Raw genomic sequence first — 26,077 nt, forward strand, 5'->3', positions numbered from 1 at the left:
AATACAAGTGTTTTATTTATAAAAAAACATTATAGAAATACTTGAAAATTAAATATTTTTATTTAAATTTTGAAATATTCTTGAAAACGATATTAAAAATATATTTCTTGATTTTTTTCGGGTTTTGTGCTAAAGTAAAATAAGGTAAGTTTGAATTTTTTTAAATTTTAAAATATATACAAAAGAGGAGGATATTATGGCTTTTGTTGAGTTTAAAAATGTGTATAAAAAATATAATGAAGGAAAAAGCTCAGAGATAGTTGCGAATAGAGATGTCTCTTTTGAAATCGAGCATGGAGAATTCTGTGTAATAGTTGGACCTTCTGGGGCAGGAAAATCAACAATCCTAAATATCTTAGGTGGAATGGATAATGCTACAAGTGGAGAAATCTTTATAGATGGAAAAGATATTTGTAAATTTAATAAAAGAGAATTAAATGATTACAGAAGATATGATGTAGGTTTTGTTTTCCAATTTTACAATCTTATACCAAATTTAACGGTATTAGAAAATGTAGAACTAGCAGGACAAATCGTAAAGGAAAGTTTAAATCCTGCAGGAGTTCTAGAGTCTGTTGAATTATCACATAGATTAAATAATTTTCCAAGTCAATTATCCGGTGGAGAACAACAAAGAGTTGCAATAGCAAGAGCTCTATGTAAAAATCCTAAATTGCTTCTATGTGATGAGCCTACTGGAGCTTTAGATTATAATACGGGAAAGAGAATATTAGAGCTTTTACATCAAAGATGTAAAAAGACAAATACGACTGTAATTTTAATTACTCATAATATGGCAATTGCACCAATGGCAGACAGAGTTATTGAAATTAACGATAGTACAGTAAAGAAAGTGGTTTTAAATAAGAATCCGAAGAACATAAAAGAAATAGAGTGGTAGTATGAAAAAATCATTGTTTAAAAATTTTTACAGAACAATTTTTAGAACATTTCCGAAATTTTTATCTATTGTATTTATGATAGGTCTTGGAGTAATGGTTTTTGTAGGACTAAAAATAACTCCACATATCATGAGAAGAAGCGTTGATAAACACATCAAAGAAGGTAATTTATACGACTTTAAAATCTCTTCAAATTTTGGCTTATTAAAAGAGGATTTAAGTATAATTTCAAGTTTAGAAAATCTAAAAGATGTTGAATTTGGTTATACAATCTCTCTTAAAGATGAGAATAAAGCGATAGATTTTACAGTTGAAAATAAGCCTGAAAAAATTAGTACAGTTCAAGTAATTGAAGGCTCTGACATTGAAACTGATACTGACATCTTGTTGGACGAAAGGCTTAGAGATACTTATAAAATCGGAGATGAAATTTACTTTAAAGATGTTGAAAAATTTGGAGTCTTTAAAGATGAAGTAAAAAAATTAAAACAAAATAAATTTACCGTTAAAGGCTTTATCAAAAGTCCAGAAGTTTTATCAGTATTATTATCTGGAACTACTGAAAGCGGATATTTAGCTATGATTTCAAAAAATACTTTTGATTTTAGCTATTTTTCTCATGCAAAGATTACTTTCACAGATTTAAACGACTTGGATAAGAATAGCAAAAAGTTTGAACAAGTCCAAAACGAGAAAAAACAGATGCTACAAAATCTTTTCAAGAATAGATCAGTTGAAGTGTACAATCTTATCTATGCACAAAAAAAAGAAATTTTAGATGATAGCAAAGAAGAGGTAAATAAAAATCAATTAGACATAAACTCAAATGAAAGAAAATTACAACAAAATTTAGAAAAACTACAAAATGGACAAAAAGATATAAGAAGAGCTTTTGCAGACTTAAGTTATCAAAAGAGCCTTTTTGTAAATCAAATAGAGAACAATAGAGTAAAACTTGGATTAGCATTAAATGAATTATTTGAAAAAAGAGCTGAAGTTACAAAAAATAAAATAGAATTAAGTGACAAAAGTAAAACTCTATTAAAAAGTAAAGAGGAATTAGAAAAGTCAAAGTTGGAAGTTGAAGCGTCAATTGGAACTGTAAAAGAAACACTAAGCGCTCTTGAAAACAGCTATTCTCAAAATTTAATAGAAGCTGAAGAATACAATACAAAAAAAGCTGAAATAGAAAGTAAATTAGCTGAATTAAATAAGAATTTAGAATTAATTCAAGGTAATTTAACAACAGTTGAAACAAATCAAACAACTGTTTCAACAGCTTTAAGCGAAATAGAAAAAGCTGAAGAAAAATTGAATTCAGAAATTACAAATATAGAAGCTAAAAAATCTGACTTAGAAAAGCAAACAGAAATTGGACTTAGTAAATTTGACGAATACTATTCAAAATTAGTTGAAAAAAGGGCAGAAGTTGAAGCAAATAACTTAAAGTTGAATAAAGGAAAAGAAGACTTGCAAGATGCTAAAGAAAAAATTCTTGATGCAACAAGCAAAATCTCAGATGGTGATGAAATCCTATCAAAACTTATTGAACCAACTTATAGTATTGAAGATGGGTATAGTGCATCTTCAACTTCAAAAGTTTATTTTGCAGCAAAGGGAATTTACGGAGTTTCAAATGTATTCTCACTTTTCTTCTATTTCATTGCACTTCTAGTTTCTCTTACAACTATGACAAGAATGGTTGACGAAAATAGAGTACAGATTGGAACATTGAAATCCTTAGGATATAGTAATATTGATATTGCAAAACAATATTTCTACTATGGACTATTGGCAAGTTTAATTGGTGGTGCTGTGGGAACTGTTTTAGGCTTTAAAATAATATCTCCTTTAGTTTACGGAGCTTATTTAAAAGCGCTAATAATCACAAAAGTATTTGACAATTACTATCCTACAATTGTAATTACAGGAATATTAATAGCGATAATCTGTACAGCTTTTGTATCCTATGTAACTTGCATACGAAGTTTAAAAGAAAAAATTTCATCCTTAATGAGAGCAAAAACTCCAAAATCTGGAAATTCTGTTTTCCTTGAAAGAGTACCATATATTTGGAAAGAACTTTCATTCTTACAAAAAGCTACATTGAGAAATGTTTTTAGATATAAACTAAGACTTACAATGACAATAATTGGTGTAATGGGATGTATGGGACTTTTAGTACTTGGATTTGGAATAAAGGACAGCCTTGATGGGGTTTCTGATTTACAATACTCAAAATATACAAAATTTAGCGCAACAATTATATATAATCCAATGGCTTTAGACAAAGACTTGGATAAGTTTAACGAAGAAATAAAGTCAAATCAAGACATAAAAGAAAGCTTTGATATTGCGACAACAACAGTAAATATAAAAGCAGAAAAAAGTTTTGACGAAAAAATAACTGTATTCACAACTGATACAATAAACGAATTTTCAAAATATTTTGGACTTTATGACGGAGAGAAAAAAATTGAAACACTTGAAGACGGAATCTATATAAATAGAAAATTAGCCGAAAAGTTTTCACTTTCAGTTGGAGATACAATAACCTTTATAAATAACAACAAAGAATACAAAGGAGCAATAGCTGGAATCTTTGAAAACCATGTTGGTAACTTCTTTGTAATGAACGAAAAAACTTATGAACAAACATTTTTCAAAAAGCCAGTAAAAAATACAAAACTACTATTACTAAATGACGGAAGTAAAGAAAATGTCGACAAAGTAATACACGAACTCGAAAAAAATTCCGTTGCAGTAAAAGGAATAAGCATATACTCAATAAAAAAAGCAATTGACGATGCATCATACAGTGTAAACTCAATTATCTTGCTAATCGTAATTTGCTCAGCATTCCTATCAATCGTAGTTTTATACAATCTAAGCAATATAAATATCTCTGAAAGAAAAAGAGAAATTGCAACACTAAAAGTTTTAGGATTCTATCCGAGAGAAATAGACAAATATATTTACAAAGAAACAGTAATCCTAACAATGATTGGAATAACTTTGGGAATCTTTGTAGGCCATAGCTTACACATAAATATAATGGAACAACTAGCCATGGACTCAATCAGATTTTTCAACAAAGTAAAACTAATAAGCTACATTTACTCAGCACTAATAACACTATTTTTCACATTTATAGTGTACTTTGTAGTAAAAATAATGCTTAAAAAAGTTCCAATGATAGAATCGTTAAAAGATATTGAATAAAAACTGGAGTTATAATCTTGGAACATATTTTAGATATAGAGACAAAAAGGTGTAGGATAAGACAATTTAAAAACTCGGATGCAGATGAATTATATCTGATATTAAGTAACTCTAAAGTAATGGAATACATTGAAGAGCCTTTCACTTTAGAAAGTACAAAAGAATTTTTAAACAAAAACGCTCTGTCTTATCCTCCACGAGTATTTGCCTTAGAATATAAAGAAAATAAAAAACTAATAGGACATGTTATTTTTCACGAATACGATAAAGAAAATTACGAAATAGGCTTTATCTTAAATCAAAACTATTGGGGACAAGGCATAGCAGACGAAGTAACAAAATCATTAATTGACTATGCAAAAACTAAAAATATCCATTCACTCATTATCGAATGTGATAAAAGACAATTAGCAACACAAAAAATTGCAACAAACAACAATTTTAAGCTAATAAGTAGTGAGGATTTGTTGGTTTATGAATTGGTTTTGTAAAAATTTTAGTAAACATATGATGATATAATCAGTATAGTTGATAAAGAAGTAATAGGATACGATAAACTATTAGATCAAGTAATAAAAAAATTGATTTGGGAATAATTGTAAAAAAACATTGTCTATCAAAACAAATAATGGTGGTGTGTAATGAATAATATTAAAGGCAGGTTAAAGGGTTCGCTCTACGGTTTTGCAATTGGAGATGCAATGGGAGCGACTACTGAATTTATGAGTGAGGATGAAATAAAAAGTGAATATGGAGAGCTAACTGATATAGTTGGTGGTGGTTGGCTTGATTTGATGGCTGGAGAGGTTACGGATGATACACAGATGTCAATTTGTGTTATGGAAGTTCTTATGAAAAATGATTTTAAGAATTTTAAAAAAGATGTAGCTGATAGTTTTTTGTCTTGGTATGATACAGCCCCTAAGGACATTGGAAATCAATGTAGAAAAGCAATAGCTTTTTATGATGAGACTGGAAATTATATTGCAGAGGATAATACTGCTTTGGGAAATGGAAGTCTTATGAGAGCTCTTCCTTGTGCCATTTTAAATTCAGAAAAATCTTTAGAACTTAATTTTATTCAGGGTGATATTACTCATAATAATGATATTTGTAGAAATATTTTAAAGGATTATACTGAAATTATAAAAGCTCATATTTTAGGAAAGAATTTAAATTTAGAAAAGAGAGAGTTATTAAAACCTAGTGGATATGTTATCAATACTTTCAACAATGCTATTTATTGGAGTGAAAGTGAAACTTTTGAAGATTGTATAATTGGAGCTGTAAATCATGGAGGAGATGCAGATACAATTGCAGGGATAGCAGGAAGTATCGCTGGAGCAAAATTTGGTTTTGATAATATTCCTAAAAGATGGGTTGAAAGTTTAGATAAAGAAGTAGTGAAGAAATTGGAAGAATTTTTAGAATATGTTTTCAAAACTTATTAATTAGGTGAAAAATAAAAAAATCAATTTGACGGTAGAGATACCGTCTTTTTGTTTACGAGTAAAATGATAATTCTTTTTTTATGTATCTACGATACATTTACTTTTGCTAAAGCAAAAGTAGGTCTGACGGGCTAATTGTATCTTTGGATACAATTGATCTGGAGATCTCCTAAAGCTCTAATAAAGATTAATCTACATTGCTGTATAATTTTTTATTTTCGTAAGTAAAAATTTTTAAGATAGTGAGAAATCACTATCTTTTAGATTTATACAATAATATTTAAATAATAGTATATTGTAAAATTAAGTTAGCCACAAATAGAAAAAAACATCTAAAAGAGGTAAAATTATAGTTAAACTAAAGAAATAAGCCTCAATGAGATGCACAATAATTGTAACATAAAATATAAGCACTTAACAATAGATTTAAGAAAATTAATAGAGAAATGGAAAAAAGAAAGAAAAAGTAATAGAGAAATAGCAAGATTACTTAGTAAAAATCATCAAACAATAAATAATGAAATAAAAAGAGGATCAGTAATTCAAAGAACAACTTATGGAAAATTTAAAAAAGTATATAAAGCAGAATTTGCTCAAATAATTTATGATAAGAACAAAAGAAATTGTGGAAGGAAATTAAAAGTTGATTATGTAATCAGAGATAAAGTAATACACTATTTAAAATATAAACACAGTCCTTAAATGATTTCAAAAACAAAGTTAGACGAGAAAATATCAACATCAACGATATATTATTGGATAAATAAAGGATTTTTCGGATTAAAAAGAAGTGTTTTAAATTATGCAAGAAAAAGAAAAAAGAAAGAAAAAGAGGAAGTAAAAAGAGTAAGAATATTAGGAAAAACAATAGAAGAAAGACTAAAAGAAATAAATAATAGAGAAGAAGTAGGACATTATGAAATAGATACAGTAATATTAAGAAAGGAAAAGGGACAATGTCTATTAACATTAACAGATAGGAAAAGTAGATATGAAATAATAAGGTTAATTGAAGATAAGACAGTTAAATCAGTAAACAAGGCATTAAAAGAAGTATTAAAAGAGTATGAAATAAAAAGTATAACAGCGGATAATGGTTTAGAGTTTGCAAGACTATATGAAGTGTTTGACTATGAAAATATTTATTATGCACATCCATATAGTAGTTATGAAAGAGGAAGTAATGAAAACCATAATAGACTAATAAGAAGATTTTTACCAAAAGGAACAAAAAATACTACTCAACAAAGAGTAGCATTTATTGAAGATTGGATAAATAATTATCCTAAAAAACTATTTAACTATAAAACACCTTTTGAAGTTTTTTCAATTGGCTAACTTATTCTTGCAATTTGTAATAAAAGGTCAGTTTTTATTTTTATTAAAACACTTTTTTACTATTGAATTTTTTGTTAAAAAATGATAAAATTACTTTACGGCGATGAGTTTAATATAAAATTTTAGATTTTTATGTATATTCACTATAAAAATTAAAATTAATTAAAATGTTTTTATCTTTTAAGATAGTAGTTTTTTAATTAGTATTAATTTTATAAATTCAATTTAGAAAGGATAAAATTATGAAAAATTTTTTAAAAAAGAAGGGTATAACGCTTTCTCCAAAAGTATATTTTATCGATGCTCTTGGTTCTATGGCATTTGGACTTTTTGCAACACTTTTAGTAGGAACAATTTTAAATACAATAGGTTCTGTTTGTCATATAGAATTTTTATCAAAAACAATATGGCCTTTAGCAAAAGATGCAACAGGTCCTGCAATAGCAGTTTCAATAGCTTACAGTCTTAAAGCTCCACGTCTTATACTATTTTCTTCTTGCGTTGTTGGAATTGGAGCAGATAAATTAGGAGGACCTATGGGAGTTTTTGTTGCAACTTTAATTTGTGTTGAAGTTGCAAAGCTTATAAGTGGGGAAACAAAAATTGATATTGTAATAACACCAGTTGTTACAGTCCTTGTAGGAATTTTAGTTTCTAATCTAATAGGACCTTTTATAAATGAAATTATGATTTCTTTAGGACAAATAATAATGAGTGCAACAAACAAAGCTCCATTTATTATGGGAATGATTGTATCGGCAATTGTTGGAATAGTCCTAACACTTCCAATATCATCTGCTGCACTTTGCATGATGATATCACTTTCTGGACTTGCTGCAGGTGCAGCTACAATAGGATGCTGTTGCCAAATGATTGGTTTTGCAGTTATATCATTTAAAGAAAATGGCGTTCAAGGTTTAGTAGCACAAGGACTTGGTACAAGTATGCTACAAGTTCCAAATATTATTAAAAATCCTAAAATTTTGATACCACCAACTCTAAGCTCAATTATTTTAGCACCAATCTCAACAGTTATTTTAGGACTTGAAAACTCTCCAATAGGAGCTGGAATGGGAACTTGCGGTTTAGTTGGTCAAATATCTACTTTTATAACAATGAAAGATTATAATTTTTTAAAATTACTTTTCATAGTACTAATTATGCACTTTATCCTACCTGCAATAGTAAATTTAATTATATACTATCCTTTAAAAAAATGTGGCTGGATAAAAGAAGGAGATTTAAAACTTGACTTTAAAAACAAACTAGCATAACTATTTAAAATAAACTTATAAAATTATTTTCTTTTGATAATTTCAATTGTATGTTCTCCAATTATTATGTTTTTTATAACTAAATATTATGAGAAAAAATATTAGAATAATAATTTTAGTTTAGAGAAAGGCTGGATTGTAAATGGTTTATAAAAAAGAAAAATTAAATGTTAATGATACAAGATGTATAGCTTATTCTTGTGAAAATCCAAAATACATTTTGATACAACCTGTTGATGAGCATGATATTAAGGTTTTAGATAGAGAAGTAGAATTAATTTCAAAAGATGTGGGAGAAGACTTTTTGTTTATTGCTTTTAAAATTTCCAATTGGAATAATGATTTATCTCCTTGGAATGCTCCTGCAGTTTTTGGTAAAGATGGGTTTGGAGATGGTGCAAAGAACACTCTTTCTTTTATAGAAGATGTTTTGATTGATTTTATTTGTGAAAAATATCAAATTAAAAATGATATTCCACTGATTCTAGGGGGATATTCGTTAGCTGGTTTATTTTCACTATGGAGTTCTTATCAATCAAGTAGTTTTAATGCGATTGTTGGAGCTTCTCCCTCTGTGTGGTTTAACGGTTGGGAAGAGTTTATAGATAAAAATAGTCCTTTATCTAATGTGATTTATTTAAGTCTAGGAGATAAGGAAGAAAAAACAAAAAATAAGACAATGGCTAGAGTAGGAAAGGCTATACAAAAACAAGAAGAAGTTTTAAATAACAGAGGAATTAAGACAATTCTGGAATGGAATAGCGGCGGACATTTTCAAGATTCAGATATTAGACTGGCAAAGGGTTTTGTATGGTGTATTAAGAATATATAAAGAGGCGGTATAAATACCGTCTTTTTGTTTCTATGAATTATTTTTTTATGTATCTGCGATACATTTAGTTTTACTTGTTTACAAGTAAAACTATGAGATCTTTCGACTTCGCTCAAGATGACGTATAAGGAGAAACTTTCGTTTAATGGCAAGACGTTAAAAGTAAATAAACTTTAAAAATATAAAAATATGCTAACTATTTGAAAAAATAGATAATTATTAAAAAATTATATGAAAATTAATATTTCACGTCTTAGCAACTTATAAAGTAATGCCCCTAACACGTCATCTCGACCGTAGTGGAGAGATCTTATAAAGCTCTAATAACGATTAATCTACATTTTTGTATAATTTTTCTAATTTGCAAGCAAAAAACTATTTGAGAGAGTGATAAGTCACTCTCTTTTAAATTTTTATAGATTAGAATTTTAACAAGTGGTATAATATAATTAAATTTGTGAGATTATAAGTAAAGTATAAGGTATAGGCATTGTAAGATTATGATTAAGGATTTGTGTTGGAGAGGCAAAATGACATATATTCATTCTGATGATAAAGTGATAGATGAGTTTATCCAAAAAAACATTAAGGATAGAAGTGGTATTAAAGCTGTATGTGAAGAACTATTTAATTGGCTTGATAAAAATGTAAAATACAGTAGATTAAACGCTCCGTTTTTTCCTTTGCAAAGAAGTGATTTAGATGTTATTTCAATGCATGCTGGAACTTGCGGTGATTATTCAAATTTATTGGTTTCAGTATTTCAAAAATTAGGATATGAAGCAAAATATGCATATATACATAAAGATTGTTATGGAGATGAACAAGACCATATATGTGTTGCTGTTCGAGATAATAATAAATGGATTCTAATAGAAGCAACATTACCATATAGAAAATGGCATGGTTTTAACTGCCAACATCAAGAATATGAATTGTTATCACCTGATGATTTTGAAGATAAGATGAAAAAAGAAGAGAGCTATTGGGTGAGTGTGGCAAATAAATATGGCAATGAGTTACTTGCCGGTTTGTTATATGCTCCGTGGATTCACGAAGAAATTATCAAGCAATCAGATAGTGTATTAGAAAGTGTATTTTTTCTACTTATATTAGATGAGCAAAAAAATAAAACGATATATGCATATTATAAAAAATATACAAAGGAATCCGGAACAATTCCTGTAATGTGTATTATATCTAATGGCAAACAAAAATACCGTTTTTCTTGTAAAACTTCTACTAGTATATGGGATAATGAGCAATGGAGTGAAGAATATCTCGAATTAGATATTCCAAGCAAATTTAACACAGATACATTATATGAATTAAAAAATTGTATATCAAAGGTATTATTAGATATTGACAAAGTTTTGTTAAATTTATAGAGTTTAACAAATCCTTATTTGTTTAATTAAATATAATATTTTTGGAGAAAAATTATCATGTTGAAATGTCAATGCAAGTTTCTATGATTCCTCATCATATAGCTAATTTGATGACGGATAATTCAATTGTTAGATAAATAAAATAGATATTTAAGGAGAAATATATGGATAAAAAGACACTTTTAAATGAATGGTTGCATGAGCAGGACATTGCTCATATTAAGGGTTGGGATTTTTCTCATATTAGAGAAAGATATAGAGAAGAAGATAATCTCCCATGGGATTTTGGAAGCGTTATAAAATCTTATTTAAGAGAAAGTGATTATTTGTTGGATATGGAAACAGGTGGTGGAGAATTTCTTTTATCTTTTCTACTAAATCCTAAACATACTTCAGCAATTGAAGGATATGAGCCAAATATTAAGATATGTGAGGAGAGACTTATTCCTTTGGGAATAGATTTTAAACCAGCCGATGGTGGTGATGAACTTCCTTTTAAAGATAATTATTTTGATATTATTACAAATAGACATGGTGAATATAATATTAATGAACTTAAAAGAGTTCTTAAAAGTGGAGGATTATTTCTTACACAACAGGTTGGTGCAGAAAATGACAGAGAATTAGTGAAACTTTTAATAGGAGATGTTGATATTCCATTTCCTAAAGCTTATCTGAATATTTCAAAAGAAGAATTTATAGAAAATGGTTTTGAGATTGTTGAAGAAGCAGAAGCTTATAGACCGATAGAGTTTTATGATGTTGGTGCTCTAGTTTGGTTTGCAAGGATTATAGATTGGGAATTTCCTTATTTCGAAGTTGAAAAGTATAAAGAAAATCTCTTCAAAGCACAGGAAATTCTTGAAAAAGAAGGAGTAATTAGAGGTAGAATTCACAGATATTATTTTGTTGCAAGAAAGAAATAGTTAAATTATAAGTTTAGTAATAAATAAAAGATGGGAAAAAATATCGAAAAATTGAAATTTTTAGATTGAAATTTTTGAAGATAGAGATACCGTCTTTTTTATGTATCTGCGATACAATTAGTTTTACTTGTTTACAAGTAAAACTATGAGATCTTCGCAGTCGATTGTACTCAAATCAAAGATTTGAACAATCTTTGCGTCAGACCTACTATTGCTTGTAAACAAGCAAAGTTAGGGCTAGATTGACTACACTACGTTTTGCTCAAGATGAAGTATAAGGAGAAACCTTCGTTTAATGGAAAGACATTAAAAAGTAAATAATCTTCAAAAATTAAAAAAATATGCTAAGTACTTGAAAAAAATTGATAATTATTAAAAATTTTATATGAAACTAAATATTTCACGTCTTAGCAACTTTACAAGTAAAGCCCACAACACGTCATCTCGACCGTAGTGGAGAGATCTCATAAATTACCATTAGTATTATATTTACCATTTTTAAAAAAGCTTTAGTTTGGAAGATTCTAAAATAGTATTTCTTTACAAATAAAAATATTTGATATATAATTATGTTGAGGAAATGTTCATTTTTTAGGAGGTATTTATAAATGGTAAGATTACGTTTTGCACCAAGTCCAACAGGATATTTACATATTGGAGGACTTAGAACTGCATTATATAATTATTTATATGCTAAGCAAAATGGTGGAAAGTTTTTGCTTAGAATTGAAGATACAGATAGAACTAGATATGTTGAAGGAGCTATTGAAAATTTAATTCACGAACTTAAATGGTCAGGTGTTGAGGCAGATGAAGGTGTTTGTCTTGACGAAAATGATAATATTACAGAGATTGGTGAATGTGGTCCATATATCCAATCTGAAAGAGTTGAAAAGGGAATTTACAATAAATATGCTGAAGAACTTATTGAAAAAGGTTATGCTTATTATTGTTTCTGTAGTAAGGAAAGACTTGATGACATTAAAAATCAACAAAAAGCTGATGGAAAGATTCCAAGATATGACGGACTTTGCCGAGGTATTAGTATTGAAGATGCTAAAAAGAGAATTGCAAATGGTGAAAATTATGTTATTAGATTAAAATTACCAGAAAATAGAGATATTGTTTTTGAAGATGTTATTAAAGGTAAAATTACAATTAACACAAATGATATGGACGACCAAGTATTAATTAAAGCTGATGGTTTCCCAACTTATCATTTTGCTGTTGTTGTTGATGACCATTTAATGGGAATTACTCACATTGTAAGAGGGGATGAATGGATTTCATCTACTCCAAAACATATTTATCTTTATGAAGCATTAGGTTTTGAAAAACCTACTTTTGTTCATTTACCAACAGTTTTAAATAAGAGTGGAAAGAAATTATCTAAGAGAAATGATGATGCTTCAGTTGAAGACTTCAGATTAAAAGGATATTTACCAGAAGCACTAGTAAATTATTTAGCACTTGTAGGTTGGAGTCCAGAAAGTAATGAAGAAATTTTATCTTTAGATGAGATGGTTAAACAATTCTCATTTGAAAGAGTGTCAAAATCAGGTGGTGTTTTTGACGTAGATAAATTAGACTGGGTTAATGCTCAATATATTAGAAAAATGGAAGTGTCTGAACTTGCAAAACTTGTTAAACCTTATTTAGTTGAAGCAGGTTTTATCAAGGAAGATGTTTGTGAAAAGAGACTTGAGCTAATTACAAAAACTTTCCAAGAATCTATTTCAAGACTTCCTGAAATTGTTGATCAATCAAGATTTTTATTTGAAGATGTTGAAGTTGAACCAGAAGCAGTTGAAATGAGAAATGTTGAACATATAGAAATCTTAAAAGAAAAAATTAAAGAAGAATTATCTCAAATTGATGAAATAGACGAAGAAATTGCCAAAGGATTTATGAAAAAAATTCAAAAGGCATCAGGATTTAAAGGAAAAGACTTATATATGCCGGTTAGAGCATTACTTACAGGTCAAGTTCATGGACCTGAACTTTCTAATATTTTAGAAATTTTAGGTAAGGAAGAGATTTTAAGAAGATTAAAATAAAATTTCTTCATCTATATAATTGCAAGTTTAGTTTTGTAAATTGTAAATTTTAAAGAAAGTTGGTATATAGAATTATGCAAAATATTAAAAATTTTGTAAAAAGAATTTTTGTGTTTTCTTTAATATTACTTGGATTATTCGTTGTTCAGTCCAACAATTCTTATGCAGATACTTTATATAAAAATGAAATAACTGTTAGAATTAATAAGGACGGCAGCGCTGATATCGAAAATATTATGGATTATCATCCAACAAAGGGTACAGAATACTATATTCCTATAAATAATTTAGGAAAAAGTGAAATAATTAATTTTAATGTTTCTGAAATAACTGATTCGGGAGAAATTCCGTATGAGAGTTTATCAAAATGGGATGTTAAAAAGACTAGACAACAAAAAGCTGGTAAATCTGGAGTTGTAAAAACTTCAAATGGTTATGAACTTTGCTTTGGTTTTGGAGATTATCAAAGAAAAACTTTTAAATTAAGTTATAGAGTTACAAATTTTGTAAAACTTTTAAATGATTCAGATATGGTTTTTTGGAAGTTTGTAAATGATGATTTAGAAGCACCACCTCAAAAGGTTAAAGTTACTATCACCAAGGAAGAAGGAAAGTTTGACAATACAAATTCCAAGATTTGGGCTTTTGGGAATAAGGGTAAGATAGTTTTTGATAATGGAAATATTGTTTTTGAAAGCTTAACAAGTCTTTCAAGATCAAATTATGTAACTGTTTTAATTCAAATCAATAAGGGTGAATTCACAACAGGAGAAAAAATAAGTAGAAACTTTTCTTATTATCAAGATCAAGCATTTCAAGGCTCAAGCTATACTAAAAACACTAACAACACTGGAATTAGTAAGAAAAGAAAAACTGTATTTCCAGTTAAAACTATAGTTAGATTAATAATACTAATAGTATGTATAGCATTTGGTTCAAAAGCTGTAGCTCAAAAGAAATTCAAAGGCGGATATAAGAAATTTGATTTAAAGGGACAATATTATAGAGATGTTCCAGAAAAAGAATGGTGGCGACTTTCCCATATTCTAAAATGTGCTGGTTTTGATGGACCTGAGGCTATAATTAGAGCTTATTTCTTAAAATGGATACAAACAAAACTTCTAATTCCAATGACTGAACAAAAAGGTTTCATATTTAAGAAAGATATTCTTTCTCTAAAAATTGACTATAAAAAAGATTATCCTTTTGAGACTAAAAATGAGAGAGAATTATTTGAAATGGTTATTGAAGCTGCAAGAGACGATGGAATATTACAAGAAGATGAATTTACAAATTATTTAAGAAAGACACATAATCAAACTCAATTCAGACAATTACAAGATGAGTTTAGAAAAGATTCTGTAACTTATGCAGCAGAAAATGACTTGCTTGTAAAGAATAATAGAGATAAGAATACTTACACTTACAATGAAAAAGGTAAGGAATTTACTGCGAAATTAGTAAAATACTATAATTATTTGAAAGATTTCTCTCTATTAAGTGAAAGAGAAGTTCAAGAAATTAAAGTTTGGAAAGATTTATTGATTTATGCGACATTGTTTGATGTTGCTGATCAAGTTGAAAAACAATTAAAGAATTTATCACCAGAATTTTTAGAAAATTACGATGTAGATGTTTACTCATTGCATTCAGCTATGATTTACTCACATGTATTCTCTAATAACTTCATAGATGCTTATTCAAGAAGTGTTTCAAGATCTTCAGGAGGAGGCGGAGGCTTCTCAAGTATCGGTGGAGGCGGAGGCTCCTTTGGTGGAGGTTCCGGTGGTGGAAGTAGATAATTGGGTATATATTTGATATAATATTAATGCAATTAATATAAATTAGAAAGGAGAAAATTATGATAGTTTTAGGCGTAATTTTAGGTGTAGTTGTCTTATTAGGACTTTGGTTAATGGTTAGCTACAACAACTTAATAAGATTAAGAGAAATGGTTAAAAATGCTATGGGACAAATAGCAGCAAATGTTGAATCAAGATGGGATGCTTTAAAATCTTTAATTGATGCAACTAAAAAATACTCTGCTCATGAAGCTGAAACTTTAGAAAAAGTTGTTCAAGCAAGAGGAGGAGTTAATAGTTCAAGTTCTGTAAAAGATATTGAAGCTGATGATAATATGTTTACTCAAGCTTTATCAAGACTTGCAGTAGTTGTTGAATCATATCCAGAATTAAAGGCAAATACATTATACTTAAATACAATGGATAAAATTGATTCTTATGAACAAGATGTAAAGAATTCAAGAATGATTTACAATGATACAGTTACAAGATTTAATAGAGCTATGTTAGTATTTCCAGTAGTATTAGTTTCAAGAATGTTAGGATTCTCAGAATACGAATACTTCCAACATACAGAATCAAAATCAAATCCACCAAGCTGGGATTAATTTAAAGCACTCGAAAGAGTGCTTTTTTATTGTAAAAACTTGATTTTTATGTTAAAATGAATTATTGTATTTTAGGAGGGAATTAATGAAAAATATAAAAAGAATAGTATTAACATTTGCAATGTTATTTTTTGTAGTTTTAGCAACAGCTTGTTCAAATAATAGAGAAACAGCGAAAAAAACTTTTACTTTAGAAGATAGTGGTTTAAAAACAACTCAAGTGTTTACTTATATTGAAAAAGAAGACAAGATAATTAAACAAGAAACAATAAGTGAAGGAACTTATGCTGAGTTTCAACCTGGAAAAACAAAAGAAGAAATAAAAGAAATGATAGAGCCAATTGCTAAAAAATTTGAAGGTATTAAAGGTCTTAAATACTCAATAGATTATAAAGATGAAAGCTTTGTTGAAACAATAGAAATTGATTATGAAAATCTTGATTACGAAAAAGCAAAAGTAGCTCTTGACGAAGAGTTTCAAGATCCTTCAAAAGGAATAGTTAGTATGAAAATTACAGAAGAAGCTCTATTAAAAGATGGTTATGTAGAACAAAAATAGTCTAATTTAAAAGTAGTATTTTACTACTTTTTTATTTTGCGTTAAATTTGAAAAAAGCGTTTAAATATGATAGAATTAAAGTATAAAATATAAGGAGAATAAGATGAAAAAACTTAGCAATATTTTATTGGCATTTACAATGCTATTTGTTGTTATATTAACAACAGCCTGTTCTAACGGAACTAAAAAAAGAGTTTTCGTTAAAGATGCAGATGGTCAAAAATCAACAATTACTTATGTTTATAGTGAAAAAGAAGATAGGGTACTTAAACAATTGACAACAAATGAAGGAATTTATGATAAATTAAATCCTGCAATGACTAAAGAAGAAGTTAAGAAAATTATTGACAAAGATATTGAAGAAACAAAAGAAATAAAAGGAATCAAGCATACTGTAGAGTATAAAGAGGATAGATTCATTGAAAATATTGAAATTGACTTTGAAAATCTAGATTATGAAAAGGCAAAAAATTATCTTTCAATTCAAGATCCAAAAAAAGTAAGAGTTAGCATGAAGGTATCTGCAGAAATTATGTATAATCAAGGATATAAGGAACAAAAATAATTTTAATATATAAAAGTGGAGGTAAAAAATGAAAAATTTAAAAAAGGCATTACTAGCATTTGCTATGCTATTTGTTGTTGTTTTATCAACAGCTTGTTCAAGTAAGGATGCAACTAGCACAAAAACTTTTGTGTTAGATAAAAATGGTTTAAAAACAACTGTTGTGTATACTTATATTGAAAAAGAAGACAAAGTGATTAAACAAGTAACAACAAATGAAGGGCTTTATGCAAATCTAAACAGATCTAAAGAAGATATTCAAAAGATTTTAGATTCAATATCTGCAAAATATCAAGGAATTGAAGGAATTAAACAATCTATAGATTATCAAGAAGATAAATTTGTAGAAACTATTGAAGTTGATTACGAAAATCTTGACTATGAAAAATCAAAAGTAGTTATGGGAACAAACTTCCAAGATCCTAAAAAAGTTAAAATTAGCTTGAAAAAGTCAGAAGAAACTTTAATAAAAGCTGGATATCAAGAACAAAAATAATAATAATTTAAGAAAAGTAGTATTTTACTACTTTTTTTGCTTATTGAAAAATATTTAAAAATATGTTACAATAAGTCATAAATTTCATTTGGAGGTAAATAATGAAGAATTTAAGAAGAATTTTATTAACAATTACAATGTTATTCGTGGTAGTTTTAACAGCTGCTTGTTCAAAGAAAGATGAGTATGCAACAAAAGTTTTCTATTTAGAAAAAAATGGTTTAAAGACAACAATTACTTATACTTACGATGAAAAAGAAGACAAAATAATTAAGCAAGAAACTAAAAACGAAGGCATTTATTCTGAATTCAGACCAGGATCAAGCAAAGAAGATGTTCAAAAACTTTTAGATCCAATAGCTGCAAAATATCAAGGAATTACTGGATTAAAAGAAAGCATTGAATATCAAGATGATAAATTCATCGAAACTTTAGAAGTAGATTACGAAAATATTGACTTTGAAAAAGCAAAAACAGTTTTCGGACCAAACTTCCAAGATCCTAAAAAAGTTAGAGTATCTATGAAAAAGACTGAAGATTCTTTAACAAAAGCAGGTTATACTGTAAAATAATTAATTTTCTAAAAAAGATAGCATAGCTATCTTTTTTTATGTAGTTTGAAAAATATTTTATAATATGATAGAATTAGTTAATAAATTTTTTAGGAGGTAAATGATGAAAAATTTTAGAAGATTTTTAGTAACATTTGCAATGCTATTTGTTATAGTATTGACAACAGCTTGTTCAAATAAAGGAACAGATAATGAAAATAAAAAAGAAGAAAAAGAAAAAGTAGAAGTAGAAGATACAACTCCAAAGGAAAAGAAGAATCCTTCAAAAACTTTTGTAAAGGAAACACCAGGTTATAAACAAACTGTTACTTATTATTATATAGAAAGTGAAGATAGAATCGTATTTCAAGAAACTACAACTGAATCAACTTACGAAGCATACAAAATAGGTGGTGGAAATAAGGAAAAAATTCAAAAAATTTTAAAAGAAGTAAATGAACATCAAAAAGGATATAGCTGGATTAAAAATACTTTAGAATTGAGAGATGATGGATTTAAAACAGTTACAGAAATAAATTTTGGAACTCTTATTTATGAAGAAGCTCAAAAAGTATTTGGAGAAAATTACATTAATCCACATAAAGAAAAATTCAGCATGAAACAAACAGAAGAAGCGCTGTTAAAAGGTGGATATGTAGAAAAGAAATAAATTTTGGAATATACATAAAATTTAGGGAGAGATTTTATGAAAAATTTTAAAAGAATTTTATTAGTGTTTACTATGCTTTTTACTGTTGTATTAACAACTGCTTGTATAAAAACTGAATCTATTTCAACAAAAACTTTTTTACTTGATAATGGTATTATAAAAAAAACAATAATTTATACTTATAAGGTAAAAGAAGATAAAATTCTTAAACAGGTAACAAAAACTGAAGGAAATTTTTCAACATATAAACCTGAATCAACTAAAGAAGAAATTATAGATATGTTTGAAAAGGCTCTTGTTAAATATAAAGGTATTGAGGGTCTTAAAGCAGATATAACTTATGAAGGTGATACCTTCGTTGAAAATGTTGAAATAGACTATGAAAGTATTGATTATAAAAAAGCACAAACAGTTTTTGGACCAAGTTTTAAAAGTCCTAAAGAAGTAAAATATACTATGAAAGGAATAGAAAAACAACTTCTTGATGAGGGCTATGTGGAACAGAAATAATTTTAAAAGACAGTTTTACTGTCTTTTTTTATTGTGAAACAATAAGGTTCTCGGATACTCACCCGATGCTAAATATCGTGGAAGGGTGGGGTTGTTATTTGAAAAAAACTTCATATTGTGATAGAATAAGTTAACCAAAAAGGAGGATAATTATGAAAAGAATTAATAAAATTCTGTTAGCATTTTCAATGCTTTTTGTTGTTGTATTAACAACTGCTTGCTCTGGTTTAGGAGTAAAAACTGCTACAAGAACTTTTGAAAAAGAAGAAAAAGAAAATGGTATAAAAACAACTATTGAATATACATTTATAGAAAAAGAAGATAAGGTTCTAAAAGAAGTAACTACTACTGAAGTACCATATAGTATATATAAAGGTTTATCTATGGACGAAATCAAAATTAAAGTAGAGGCAGTTTCAGCAAGATATCAATATATAAAAGGTGTGAAGGAAAGTATTGAATATAAAGAAAATACTTTTATTGAAGTTATGGAAATCGACTATGAAAATATTGATTTTGAAAAAGCAAATAAAGCATTTAACTCAAATATAAAAGATCCTAAACAATCTAAAGTTAGTATGGAAGAAACAGTAAAATCATTAACAAATGATGGTTATACAGAAAAGAAATAATTTAACCAAAAAGGAGAAAAAATGAAAAGAATTAGTAGATTAATATTAACATTTGCAATGATATTTGTTGTAGTATTAACAACAGCTTGTGAAAGTAACAAACCTATTACAAAAACTTTTGTATTAAATCAAGAAATGGTTACTATAACTGAAACTATAACTTATATTAAAAGTAAGGATAAAATTATAAAGGTTACTAAAGTTACAGATGCAAAAATGATTTTAAAATCTGAAGAAGCCAAAAAAAAGGTTGTAAATATTTTAAATCTATCTTTAGCTAATCATCAAGGAATTAATGGTTTGACTGCGACTTTAGATATTCAAGAAGATAAATATGTTCAAACTGTTGAATTAGATTACGAGAATCTTGATTATGAAAAAGCTAAACAACAAATTCCAGGATTTGAAGAAGTATATGGTAGCAATGATTTAAGTATGAAAAATAGAGAAGCTGAGTTAATTAAACAAGGCTTTGTAGAACAAAAATAATTGTAGAGGAAGAGAATGATAAAACTAAAAAACATAATTTTTTCATTTTCAATGCTAGTTGTTTTACTATTAGCTTCAGCTTGTTCAATGAAGAAAGGAAATCCTACAAAATCCTATGAACTACTTATAAATGATTCAAAAGTAGTTATAACATATACTTACACTGAAAAGGAAGAAAAAGTTTTAAAAGAAAAAGTTAAATCAACTTTTAAATATTCGTCTTATTCGGGATTAAAAGAAAATGAAATTAAAAAAATAGTAAATGAAGTTGTTGGTAAAATTCAAGCAATTGATGGAATAAAAGCGAGTGTTGAATTTAAAGATGATGGGATTATAGAAGATATAGAACTCGACTTTGAAAAACTTGACTATAAAAAATCAAATGAGTTTAATAGACTTTATTTTACTGGTGAACTTAAAAGTAATAATGTTACTTTAAAAGAAATGGAAACTCAATTATTACAAATGGGATTTAAAAAAATTGAAGAAAAAAAATAATTTTAAAAGGCAGTTTAACTGTCTTTTTTTATTGTGAAACAACAAGGTTCCCAGGTACCCACCCGATGTGAAGCATCGTGGAAGGGAGGGTTAATTTGAAAAAAATTTCATAATGTGATAAAATTAGTTAACCAAAAAGGAGGAAAATAATGAAAAGAATTAGTAGATTATTATTAGCATTTGCAATGCTATTTGTTATTGTAGTAACTACAGCTTGTGGTAGTAAAGGAGAAAATGCAACAAAGACTTTTGTATTAGAAAAAAACGGTATAAAAATTACTTTAGTTTATACTTACATAGAAAGCGAAGATAAAGTAATTAAACAAACATCTAATACAATTGCTCCATATTCAGGATTTAATGGTTTAAGTAAAGAAGAAGTAAAAAGCAGAATAGAAGCGGCTGCTAAACAATATCAAGGAATTAAAGGTTTAAAAGAATCTGTTACTTTTAATGATGATGGATTTACAGAAGAACTTGAAGTAGATTATGAAAATATTGATTTTGAGAAGGCAAGACAATTACCAGGAATGATATTTTCAGGTGATCCTTCAGCAAATAAAGTTAGCATGAAAGCAAGTGAAGAAATGTTATTACAACAAGGATTCGAAGAAAAATAATTTTTATGGAGGTGTCCTATGAAAAATTTAAAAAGAATTATAACAAGTTTTGTATTACTTTTTACAATTGTAATTCTTGCATCTTGTAGTTCTGGTGGACAAACAAAATCTTATTATTTTGAAAACGAAGAAATTACAAGTACTATAAAGGTTAATTATAAAGAAGATACTATTAAAGCTATTGATGCAGAAGTTAAAATAAGTTATAAAAATTTGGGAGTTGAAAATGAAGAGCAAGCAAAAGCGATGGCATCAATGGCAGGAAATTTTGTTAACTCAATAGAGGGTTTTAAATATGAACTTAAATATAATGATACAGGGATAGTAGCTAATATTTCAATTGATTTTACAAAAATTGATATTAATAAATTCAGCGGACTATTAGGTACGAAATTATCTGAAGAAGAAGTAGAACAAGCTAAAGAGAAGATTAAAGAATCTTTAAGTTTTAAAGAGTTTGAAAAGAATATTTTAAAATATGGATTTAAAGAAAAATAATAAAAAGCAGTTATACTGCTTTTTTATTTGCATTTAAATAACTTTGTTAAAAAATATTTGAAAAAACTTTTCATATATGCTAAAATTAGTTATAATTTTTTAAATGGAGGTTAAGAATGAAAAATTTAAAAAGAACTTTATTAGCATTTGCTATGTTATTTGTTGTAGTACTAACTACTGCTTGTTCAGGAAGTAAAACTGCTACAAAAACTTTTGTTAGAGAAAATAATGGAGTTAAAACAACTTTAACTTATACTTATAATGAAAGTGACGATAAAGTAATTAAACAAACAACTGTAAACGAAGGTGTTTATGCTAATATTCCAAACTTAAAGACAAAAGAAGCAGTTAAGGCTGTTTTAGATCCAATTGCTGAAAAATATCAAGGAATCAAAGGAATCAAAGAATCAATAGATTATCAAGAAGATAAATTCGTTGAAACTTTAGAAGTTGATTATGAAAATCTTGACTATGAAAAAGCAAAAACTATAATGGGTGAAAGCTTCCAAGATCCTAAAAAAGTTAAAATTAGTATGAAAAAGAGTGAAGAACTTGTAACTCAACAAGGATTCAAAGAACAAAAATAATTAAAAATTAAAAAGTAGTATTTATACTACTTTTTTTATTGCAAAAATTTAGAAATTCACTAAAATGTTTGCTTTTGGAATTTTAGGCGCGAAAAATATATTACATAAATTTAACAAAATATTATAAGTTTTTAAAATGAATATCTTTTCACAATCCTTTGTATAACAAGACAATATACATATTTTAAATTATATTTTTGGTTGCTAAAAGTTTACCATAAGATTTTTTTGATTTTATCAAAAATAATTTTCAAATTTTAAGGTTTTTAGCTATTTTATTTGTTAAAAAATGGGTAACTTATGATATACTATATAAGTATATTAAAAATAAAAATTTACAAAAAAAAGTAGGAAAATAGGAGGTATGTATGAAGAGAGAAGAAGTAGTACAGAAAAATTGGAGAGCTAGAAAAAAACATGGTAGCTGGTTATTCGTAAGCAGTCTATTAGTATTCACTTTATTAGCTCCAACAACAGCAAAATTAACAGGCTCATTAAGACATGTTTCTTACGGAGCGGAAAGAGAAATAGATCCGTCTGTTAACTTAGGTAATGCAGAATATAACCCTAAGGCGAAATTAATTGTTACTCCAGATAATCAAGACACATTTTTTACAACATCAGCAGATGCTCACAAAGATGGAAATGTAGTAACATTAACTGATGATGCACCTTCAAGAAAGGGAGCTTATACATTATTTAATAAGATTTCACTATCTGAAAGCTTTGAATTAGTTGGGGAAATCAATATTGGAAAAAGATATGAAGGATATAGCCCAGATGGAGTTACTGGTGGAGATGGTGTTTCTTTTGTATTTACAACTAAAGAACCCGGAGTAGTAGGATTAGATGGAGCAAGTATAGGACTTGGAGGTATTCCAAATTCTTTTGGTTTTAAATTAGATACTTACCATAATACCAGTACACCAAATGGAGCAGCTAAATCAGATGCCGATCCTAAATTTCCAGGATATCAAAATGGAGCATTTGGAGCATTCTACCGTACTGATGGTGGTGGTAGAGCGAAATATGCTGTAAGTGATGCAAAGAGATTGACTACTCAACCTACTAATAATGAATTTAAAAAGGTAATAGTTAGTTATAACGGCTCTACAAAGAAAATGACTGTAACATATGATGGTCAAGTATTTGAAAGAAGTATTCAAGATTGGATTAATAATAGTAGAAGTACAACTAGACAAGTTGCTGGTCAAGAAGAGTTAGCTTTTGCCCTATTTGCATCAACTGGGGGCGCTAGAAACTTACAACAATTCAAATTAGAACGTTTTGAATATTCTGCAGGTGGTTCTTATGTTACTGTTAAGTATGTAGATGCAGATACAAAACAAGAAATAAAATCTCATAAGACTTTTAGAAGTGATGGAAGTACTCCTTCTGTTAACTTATCAAGCTATGTAAATCTTGATGGATATAAGTTAGTTGCAACAAATGTTTCAACTGCAAGAGGATACCAATCAGGAGATACTGTAAATTATGTAGTAGGTTCTCAAATTGTAACTTATGCATATAGAGTTGATAAAGATGCTCTTAAAGCAGAAATAGCAAAAGAAAATACTGTAAAAAATTCTGATAAATATAAAAATGCAACAGATGCAAAGAAAAAGGCTTATGATGATGCATTAGCGGCAGCAAAGAGAATTGATGTAAAATCAAATGCAACAGTTGAAGAAGTAAAAAAAGCAAAAGAAGATTTAGCAAATGCGGCAGCAGCTTTAGATGGTCAAGCTACAAACAAAGATGCTCTTAAAGCAGAAATAGCAAAAGAAAATGATGTAAAAGCTAGTGCTAAATATAAAAATGGAAGTGCTGACAAGAAACAAGCATATGACGATGCATTGGCAGAAGCAAAGAGAATCGACGCTAAAACAGATGCAACACAAGCAGAAGTAAATAAAGCAAAGAAAGATTTAGCAGATGCAGCAGCAGCTCTTGACGGTATAGAAGTTAATAAGGATGCTTTAAAAGCTGAAATTGCAAAAGACCCTACAGTTAAGGGAACAGATAAATATAAAAATGCAACTGATGCAAAGAAACAAGCATATGACGATGCATTGGCAGAAGCAAAGAGAATCGATGCAAAAGAAGATGCAACACAAGCAGAAGTAAATAAAGCAAAACAAGATTTAGCAAATGCAGCAGTAGCTTTAGATGGTCAAGCTACAAATAAGGATGCTCTAAAAGCAGAAATAGCAAAGGATCCAACAGTTAAAGCTAACGATAAATATAAGAATGCAACTGAAAATTCAAAGAAAGCTTATGACGATGCATTAGCAGAAGCAAAGAGAATCGACGCTAAAACAGATGCAACACAAGCGGAAGTAAATAAAGCAAAACAAGATTTAGCAAATGCAGCAGCAGCTTTAGATGGTCAACCAACTGATAAGGATGCATTAAAAGCAGAAATAGCAAAGGATCCAACAGTTAAGGCTGATGACAAGTACAAGAATGCAACTGAAAATTCAAAGAAAGCTTATGATGATGCATTAGCAGAAGCAAAGAGAATCGACGCTAAAACAGATGCAACACAAGCAGAAGTAAATAAAGCAAAACAAGATTTAGCAAATGCAGCAGCAGCTTTAGATGGTCAAGCTACAAATAAAGATGCATTAAAGGCAGAAATAGCAAAAGACCCTACAGTTAAGGCTGATGACAAGTACAAGAATGCAACTGACGAAAAGAAAGAAGCATATGACGATGCATTAGCAGAAGCAAAGAGAATAGATGCTAAAACAGATGCAACACAAGCGGAAGTAAATAAAGCTAAGAAAGACCTTGAAGATGCAGCAGCAGCTTTAGATGGTCAAGCTACAAATAAAGATGCATTAAAGGCAGAAATAGCAAAAGACCCTACAGTTAAGGCTGATGACAAGTACAAGAATGCAACTGACGAAAAGAAAGAAGCATATGACGATGCATTAGCAGAAGCAAAGAGAATAGATGCTAAAACAGATGCAACACAAGCAGAAGTAAATAAAGCAAAAGAAGATTTGGCAAATGCAGCAGCAGCTTTAGATGGTCAAGCTACAAATAAGGATGCTTTAAAAGCAGAAATAGCAAAAGACCCAACAGTTAAGGCTGATGATAAGTATAAGAATGCAACTGACGAAAAGAAAGAAGTATATGATAAAGCTTTAGAAGAAGCGAAAAAGGTTGACGAAAAAGAAGGAGCTACTCAAGCTGAAGTAAATAAAGCAAAAGAAGACTTAGCAAATGCAGCAGCAGCTCTAGATGGTCAAGCTACAAATAAGGACGCTTTAAAGGCAGAAATAGCAAAAGATCCAACAGTTAAAGCTGACGATAAGTATAAGAATGCAACTGATGAAAAGAAAGAAGCATATGACGATGCATTAGCAGAAGCAAAGAGAATCGATGCTAAAACAGATGCAACACAAGCGGAAGTAAATAAAGCTAAGAAAGACCTTGAAGATGCAGCAGCAGCATTAGATGGACAACCAACTGATAAGAATGCATTAAAGGCAGAAATAGCAAAAGACCCAACAGTTAAGGCTGATGACAAGTACAAGAATGCAACTGAAAATTCAAAGAAAGCTTATGATGATGCATTGGCAGAAGCAAAGAGA

General features: G+C 28.4%; 24 protein-coding genes and 1 pseudogene. All 25 read left to right on the forward strand.

Annotated elements, in window-relative coordinates; translation table 11 throughout:
- Window positions 1-196 precede the first annotated feature (196 nt).
- Window positions 197-901, forward strand: coding sequence for an ABC transporter ATP-binding protein (locus LW893_RS04610; protein ID WP_233056060.1), 705 nt, complete (start codon window positions 197-199; stop codon window positions 899-901).
- A 1-nt stretch (window position 902) separates the two neighbouring features.
- Window positions 903-4,124 carry an ABC transporter permease gene (locus LW893_RS04615; RefSeq protein ID WP_233056061.1) on the forward strand — a complete coding sequence of 1,074 codons (3,222 nt, stop codon included), beginning with the start codon at window positions 903-905 and terminating at the stop codon, window positions 4,122-4,124.
- 17 nt (window positions 4,125-4,141) lie between these two features.
- A complete protein-coding gene (locus tag LW893_RS04620; protein ID WP_233056062.1) occupies window positions 4,142-4,615 on the forward strand; it encodes a GNAT family N-acetyltransferase in 474 nt (157 codons plus the stop codon).
- Window positions 4,616-4,765: 150 nt separating this feature from the next.
- Window positions 4,766-5,575, forward strand: a complete 810-nt coding sequence (locus LW893_RS04625) for an ADP-ribosylglycohydrolase family protein (RefSeq protein WP_233056063.1) — start codon at window positions 4,766-4,768, stop codon at window positions 5,573-5,575.
- A 381-nt stretch (window positions 5,576-5,956) separates the two neighbouring features.
- Window positions 5,957-6,913: pseudogene (locus LW893_RS04630) on the forward strand (IS30 family transposase).
- 242 nt (window positions 6,914-7,155) lie between these two features.
- On the forward strand, window positions 7,156-8,187 hold the full coding sequence (locus LW893_RS04635) for a PTS transporter subunit IIC (RefSeq protein WP_233056064.1): 1,032 nt from the start codon (window positions 7,156-7,158) through the stop codon (window positions 8,185-8,187).
- A gap of 142 nt (window positions 8,188-8,329) precedes the next feature.
- On the forward strand, window positions 8,330-9,019 hold the full coding sequence (locus tag LW893_RS04640; RefSeq protein WP_233056065.1) for an esterase: 690 nt from the start codon (window positions 8,330-8,332) through the stop codon (window positions 9,017-9,019).
- A gap of 530 nt (window positions 9,020-9,549) precedes the next feature.
- Entirely contained in the window at window positions 9,550-10,407 is an 858-nt protein-coding gene (locus tag LW893_RS04645; protein WP_233056066.1) for a transglutaminase-like domain-containing protein, read from the forward strand.
- A gap of 164 nt (window positions 10,408-10,571) precedes the next feature.
- Window positions 10,572-11,333, forward strand: coding sequence for a class I SAM-dependent methyltransferase (locus LW893_RS04650; RefSeq protein WP_233056067.1), 762 nt, complete (start codon window positions 10,572-10,574; stop codon window positions 11,331-11,333).
- A 608-nt stretch (window positions 11,334-11,941) separates the two neighbouring features.
- Window positions 11,942-13,390: a glutamate--tRNA ligase gene (gltX, locus tag LW893_RS04655; protein ID WP_233056068.1), complete on the forward strand. Its 1,449-nt coding sequence runs from the start codon at window positions 11,942-11,944 to the stop codon at window positions 13,388-13,390.
- Window positions 13,391-13,464: 74 nt separating this feature from the next.
- Window positions 13,465-15,192, forward strand: coding sequence for a DUF2207 family protein (locus LW893_RS04660; protein ID WP_233056070.1), 1,728 nt, complete (start codon window positions 13,465-13,467; stop codon window positions 15,190-15,192).
- Between the two features lie 59 nt (window positions 15,193-15,251).
- Window positions 15,252-15,800 carry a LemA family protein gene (locus tag LW893_RS04665; protein ID WP_233056071.1) on the forward strand — a complete coding sequence of 183 codons (549 nt, stop codon included), beginning with the start codon at window positions 15,252-15,254 and terminating at the stop codon, window positions 15,798-15,800.
- An 85-nt stretch (window positions 15,801-15,885) separates the two neighbouring features.
- Window positions 15,886-16,359 (forward strand): YehR family lipoprotein, encoded by a 474-nt coding sequence (locus tag LW893_RS04670; protein WP_233056072.1) that lies wholly within the window; start codon window positions 15,886-15,888, stop codon window positions 16,357-16,359.
- A 103-nt stretch (window positions 16,360-16,462) separates the two neighbouring features.
- Complete coding sequence (locus LW893_RS04675) at window positions 16,463-16,924, forward strand: DUF1307 domain-containing protein (RefSeq protein WP_233056073.1); 462 nt, start codon at window positions 16,463-16,465, stop codon at window positions 16,922-16,924.
- Between the two features lie 28 nt (window positions 16,925-16,952).
- Entirely contained in the window at window positions 16,953-17,420 is a 468-nt protein-coding gene (locus LW893_RS04680; RefSeq protein WP_233056074.1) for a YehR family lipoprotein, read from the forward strand.
- 101 nt (window positions 17,421-17,521) lie between these two features.
- A complete protein-coding gene (locus LW893_RS04685; RefSeq protein WP_233056076.1) occupies window positions 17,522-17,992 on the forward strand; it encodes a YehR family lipoprotein in 471 nt (156 codons plus the stop codon).
- Window positions 17,993-18,095: 103 nt separating this feature from the next.
- The gene (locus LW893_RS04690) at window positions 18,096-18,641 is read left to right on the forward strand and encodes a DUF1307 domain-containing protein (RefSeq protein WP_233056077.1); all 546 of its coding nucleotides are present in this window, start codon (window positions 18,096-18,098) and stop codon (window positions 18,639-18,641) included.
- A gap of 36 nt (window positions 18,642-18,677) precedes the next feature.
- The gene (locus LW893_RS04695; RefSeq protein ID WP_233056078.1) at window positions 18,678-19,151 is read left to right on the forward strand and encodes a DUF1307 domain-containing protein; all 474 of its coding nucleotides are present in this window, start codon (window positions 18,678-18,680) and stop codon (window positions 19,149-19,151) included.
- A 152-nt stretch (window positions 19,152-19,303) separates the two neighbouring features.
- Window positions 19,304-19,783, forward strand: coding sequence for a DUF1307 domain-containing protein (locus LW893_RS04700; protein WP_233056079.1), 480 nt, complete (start codon window positions 19,304-19,306; stop codon window positions 19,781-19,783).
- 21 nt (window positions 19,784-19,804) lie between these two features.
- On the forward strand, window positions 19,805-20,272 hold the full coding sequence (locus LW893_RS04705; protein WP_233056080.1) for a DUF1307 domain-containing protein: 468 nt from the start codon (window positions 19,805-19,807) through the stop codon (window positions 20,270-20,272).
- A gap of 15 nt (window positions 20,273-20,287) precedes the next feature.
- Window positions 20,288-20,770: a DUF1307 domain-containing protein gene (locus LW893_RS04710; RefSeq protein ID WP_233056081.1), complete on the forward strand. Its 483-nt coding sequence runs from the start codon at window positions 20,288-20,290 to the stop codon at window positions 20,768-20,770.
- Between the two features lie 149 nt (window positions 20,771-20,919).
- Window positions 20,920-21,390, forward strand: coding sequence for a YehR family lipoprotein (locus LW893_RS04715; RefSeq protein ID WP_233056082.1), 471 nt, complete (start codon window positions 20,920-20,922; stop codon window positions 21,388-21,390).
- 18 nt (window positions 21,391-21,408) lie between these two features.
- A complete protein-coding gene (locus LW893_RS04720) occupies window positions 21,409-21,888 on the forward strand; it encodes a DUF1307 domain-containing protein (RefSeq protein ID WP_233056083.1) in 480 nt (159 codons plus the stop codon).
- Between the two features lie 116 nt (window positions 21,889-22,004).
- Entirely contained in the window at window positions 22,005-22,475 is a 471-nt protein-coding gene (locus LW893_RS04725; RefSeq protein ID WP_233056084.1) for a YehR family lipoprotein, read from the forward strand.
- 368 nt (window positions 22,476-22,843) lie between these two features.
- On the forward strand, window positions 22,844-26,077 hold a 3,234-nt coding region (locus tag LW893_RS04730; protein ID WP_420094855.1), incomplete at its 3' end, for a lectin-like domain-containing protein.

Source organism: Parvimonas micra, assembly GCF_021300775.1.
GTDB lineage: Bacteria > Bacillota > Clostridia > Tissierellales > Peptoniphilaceae > Parvimonas.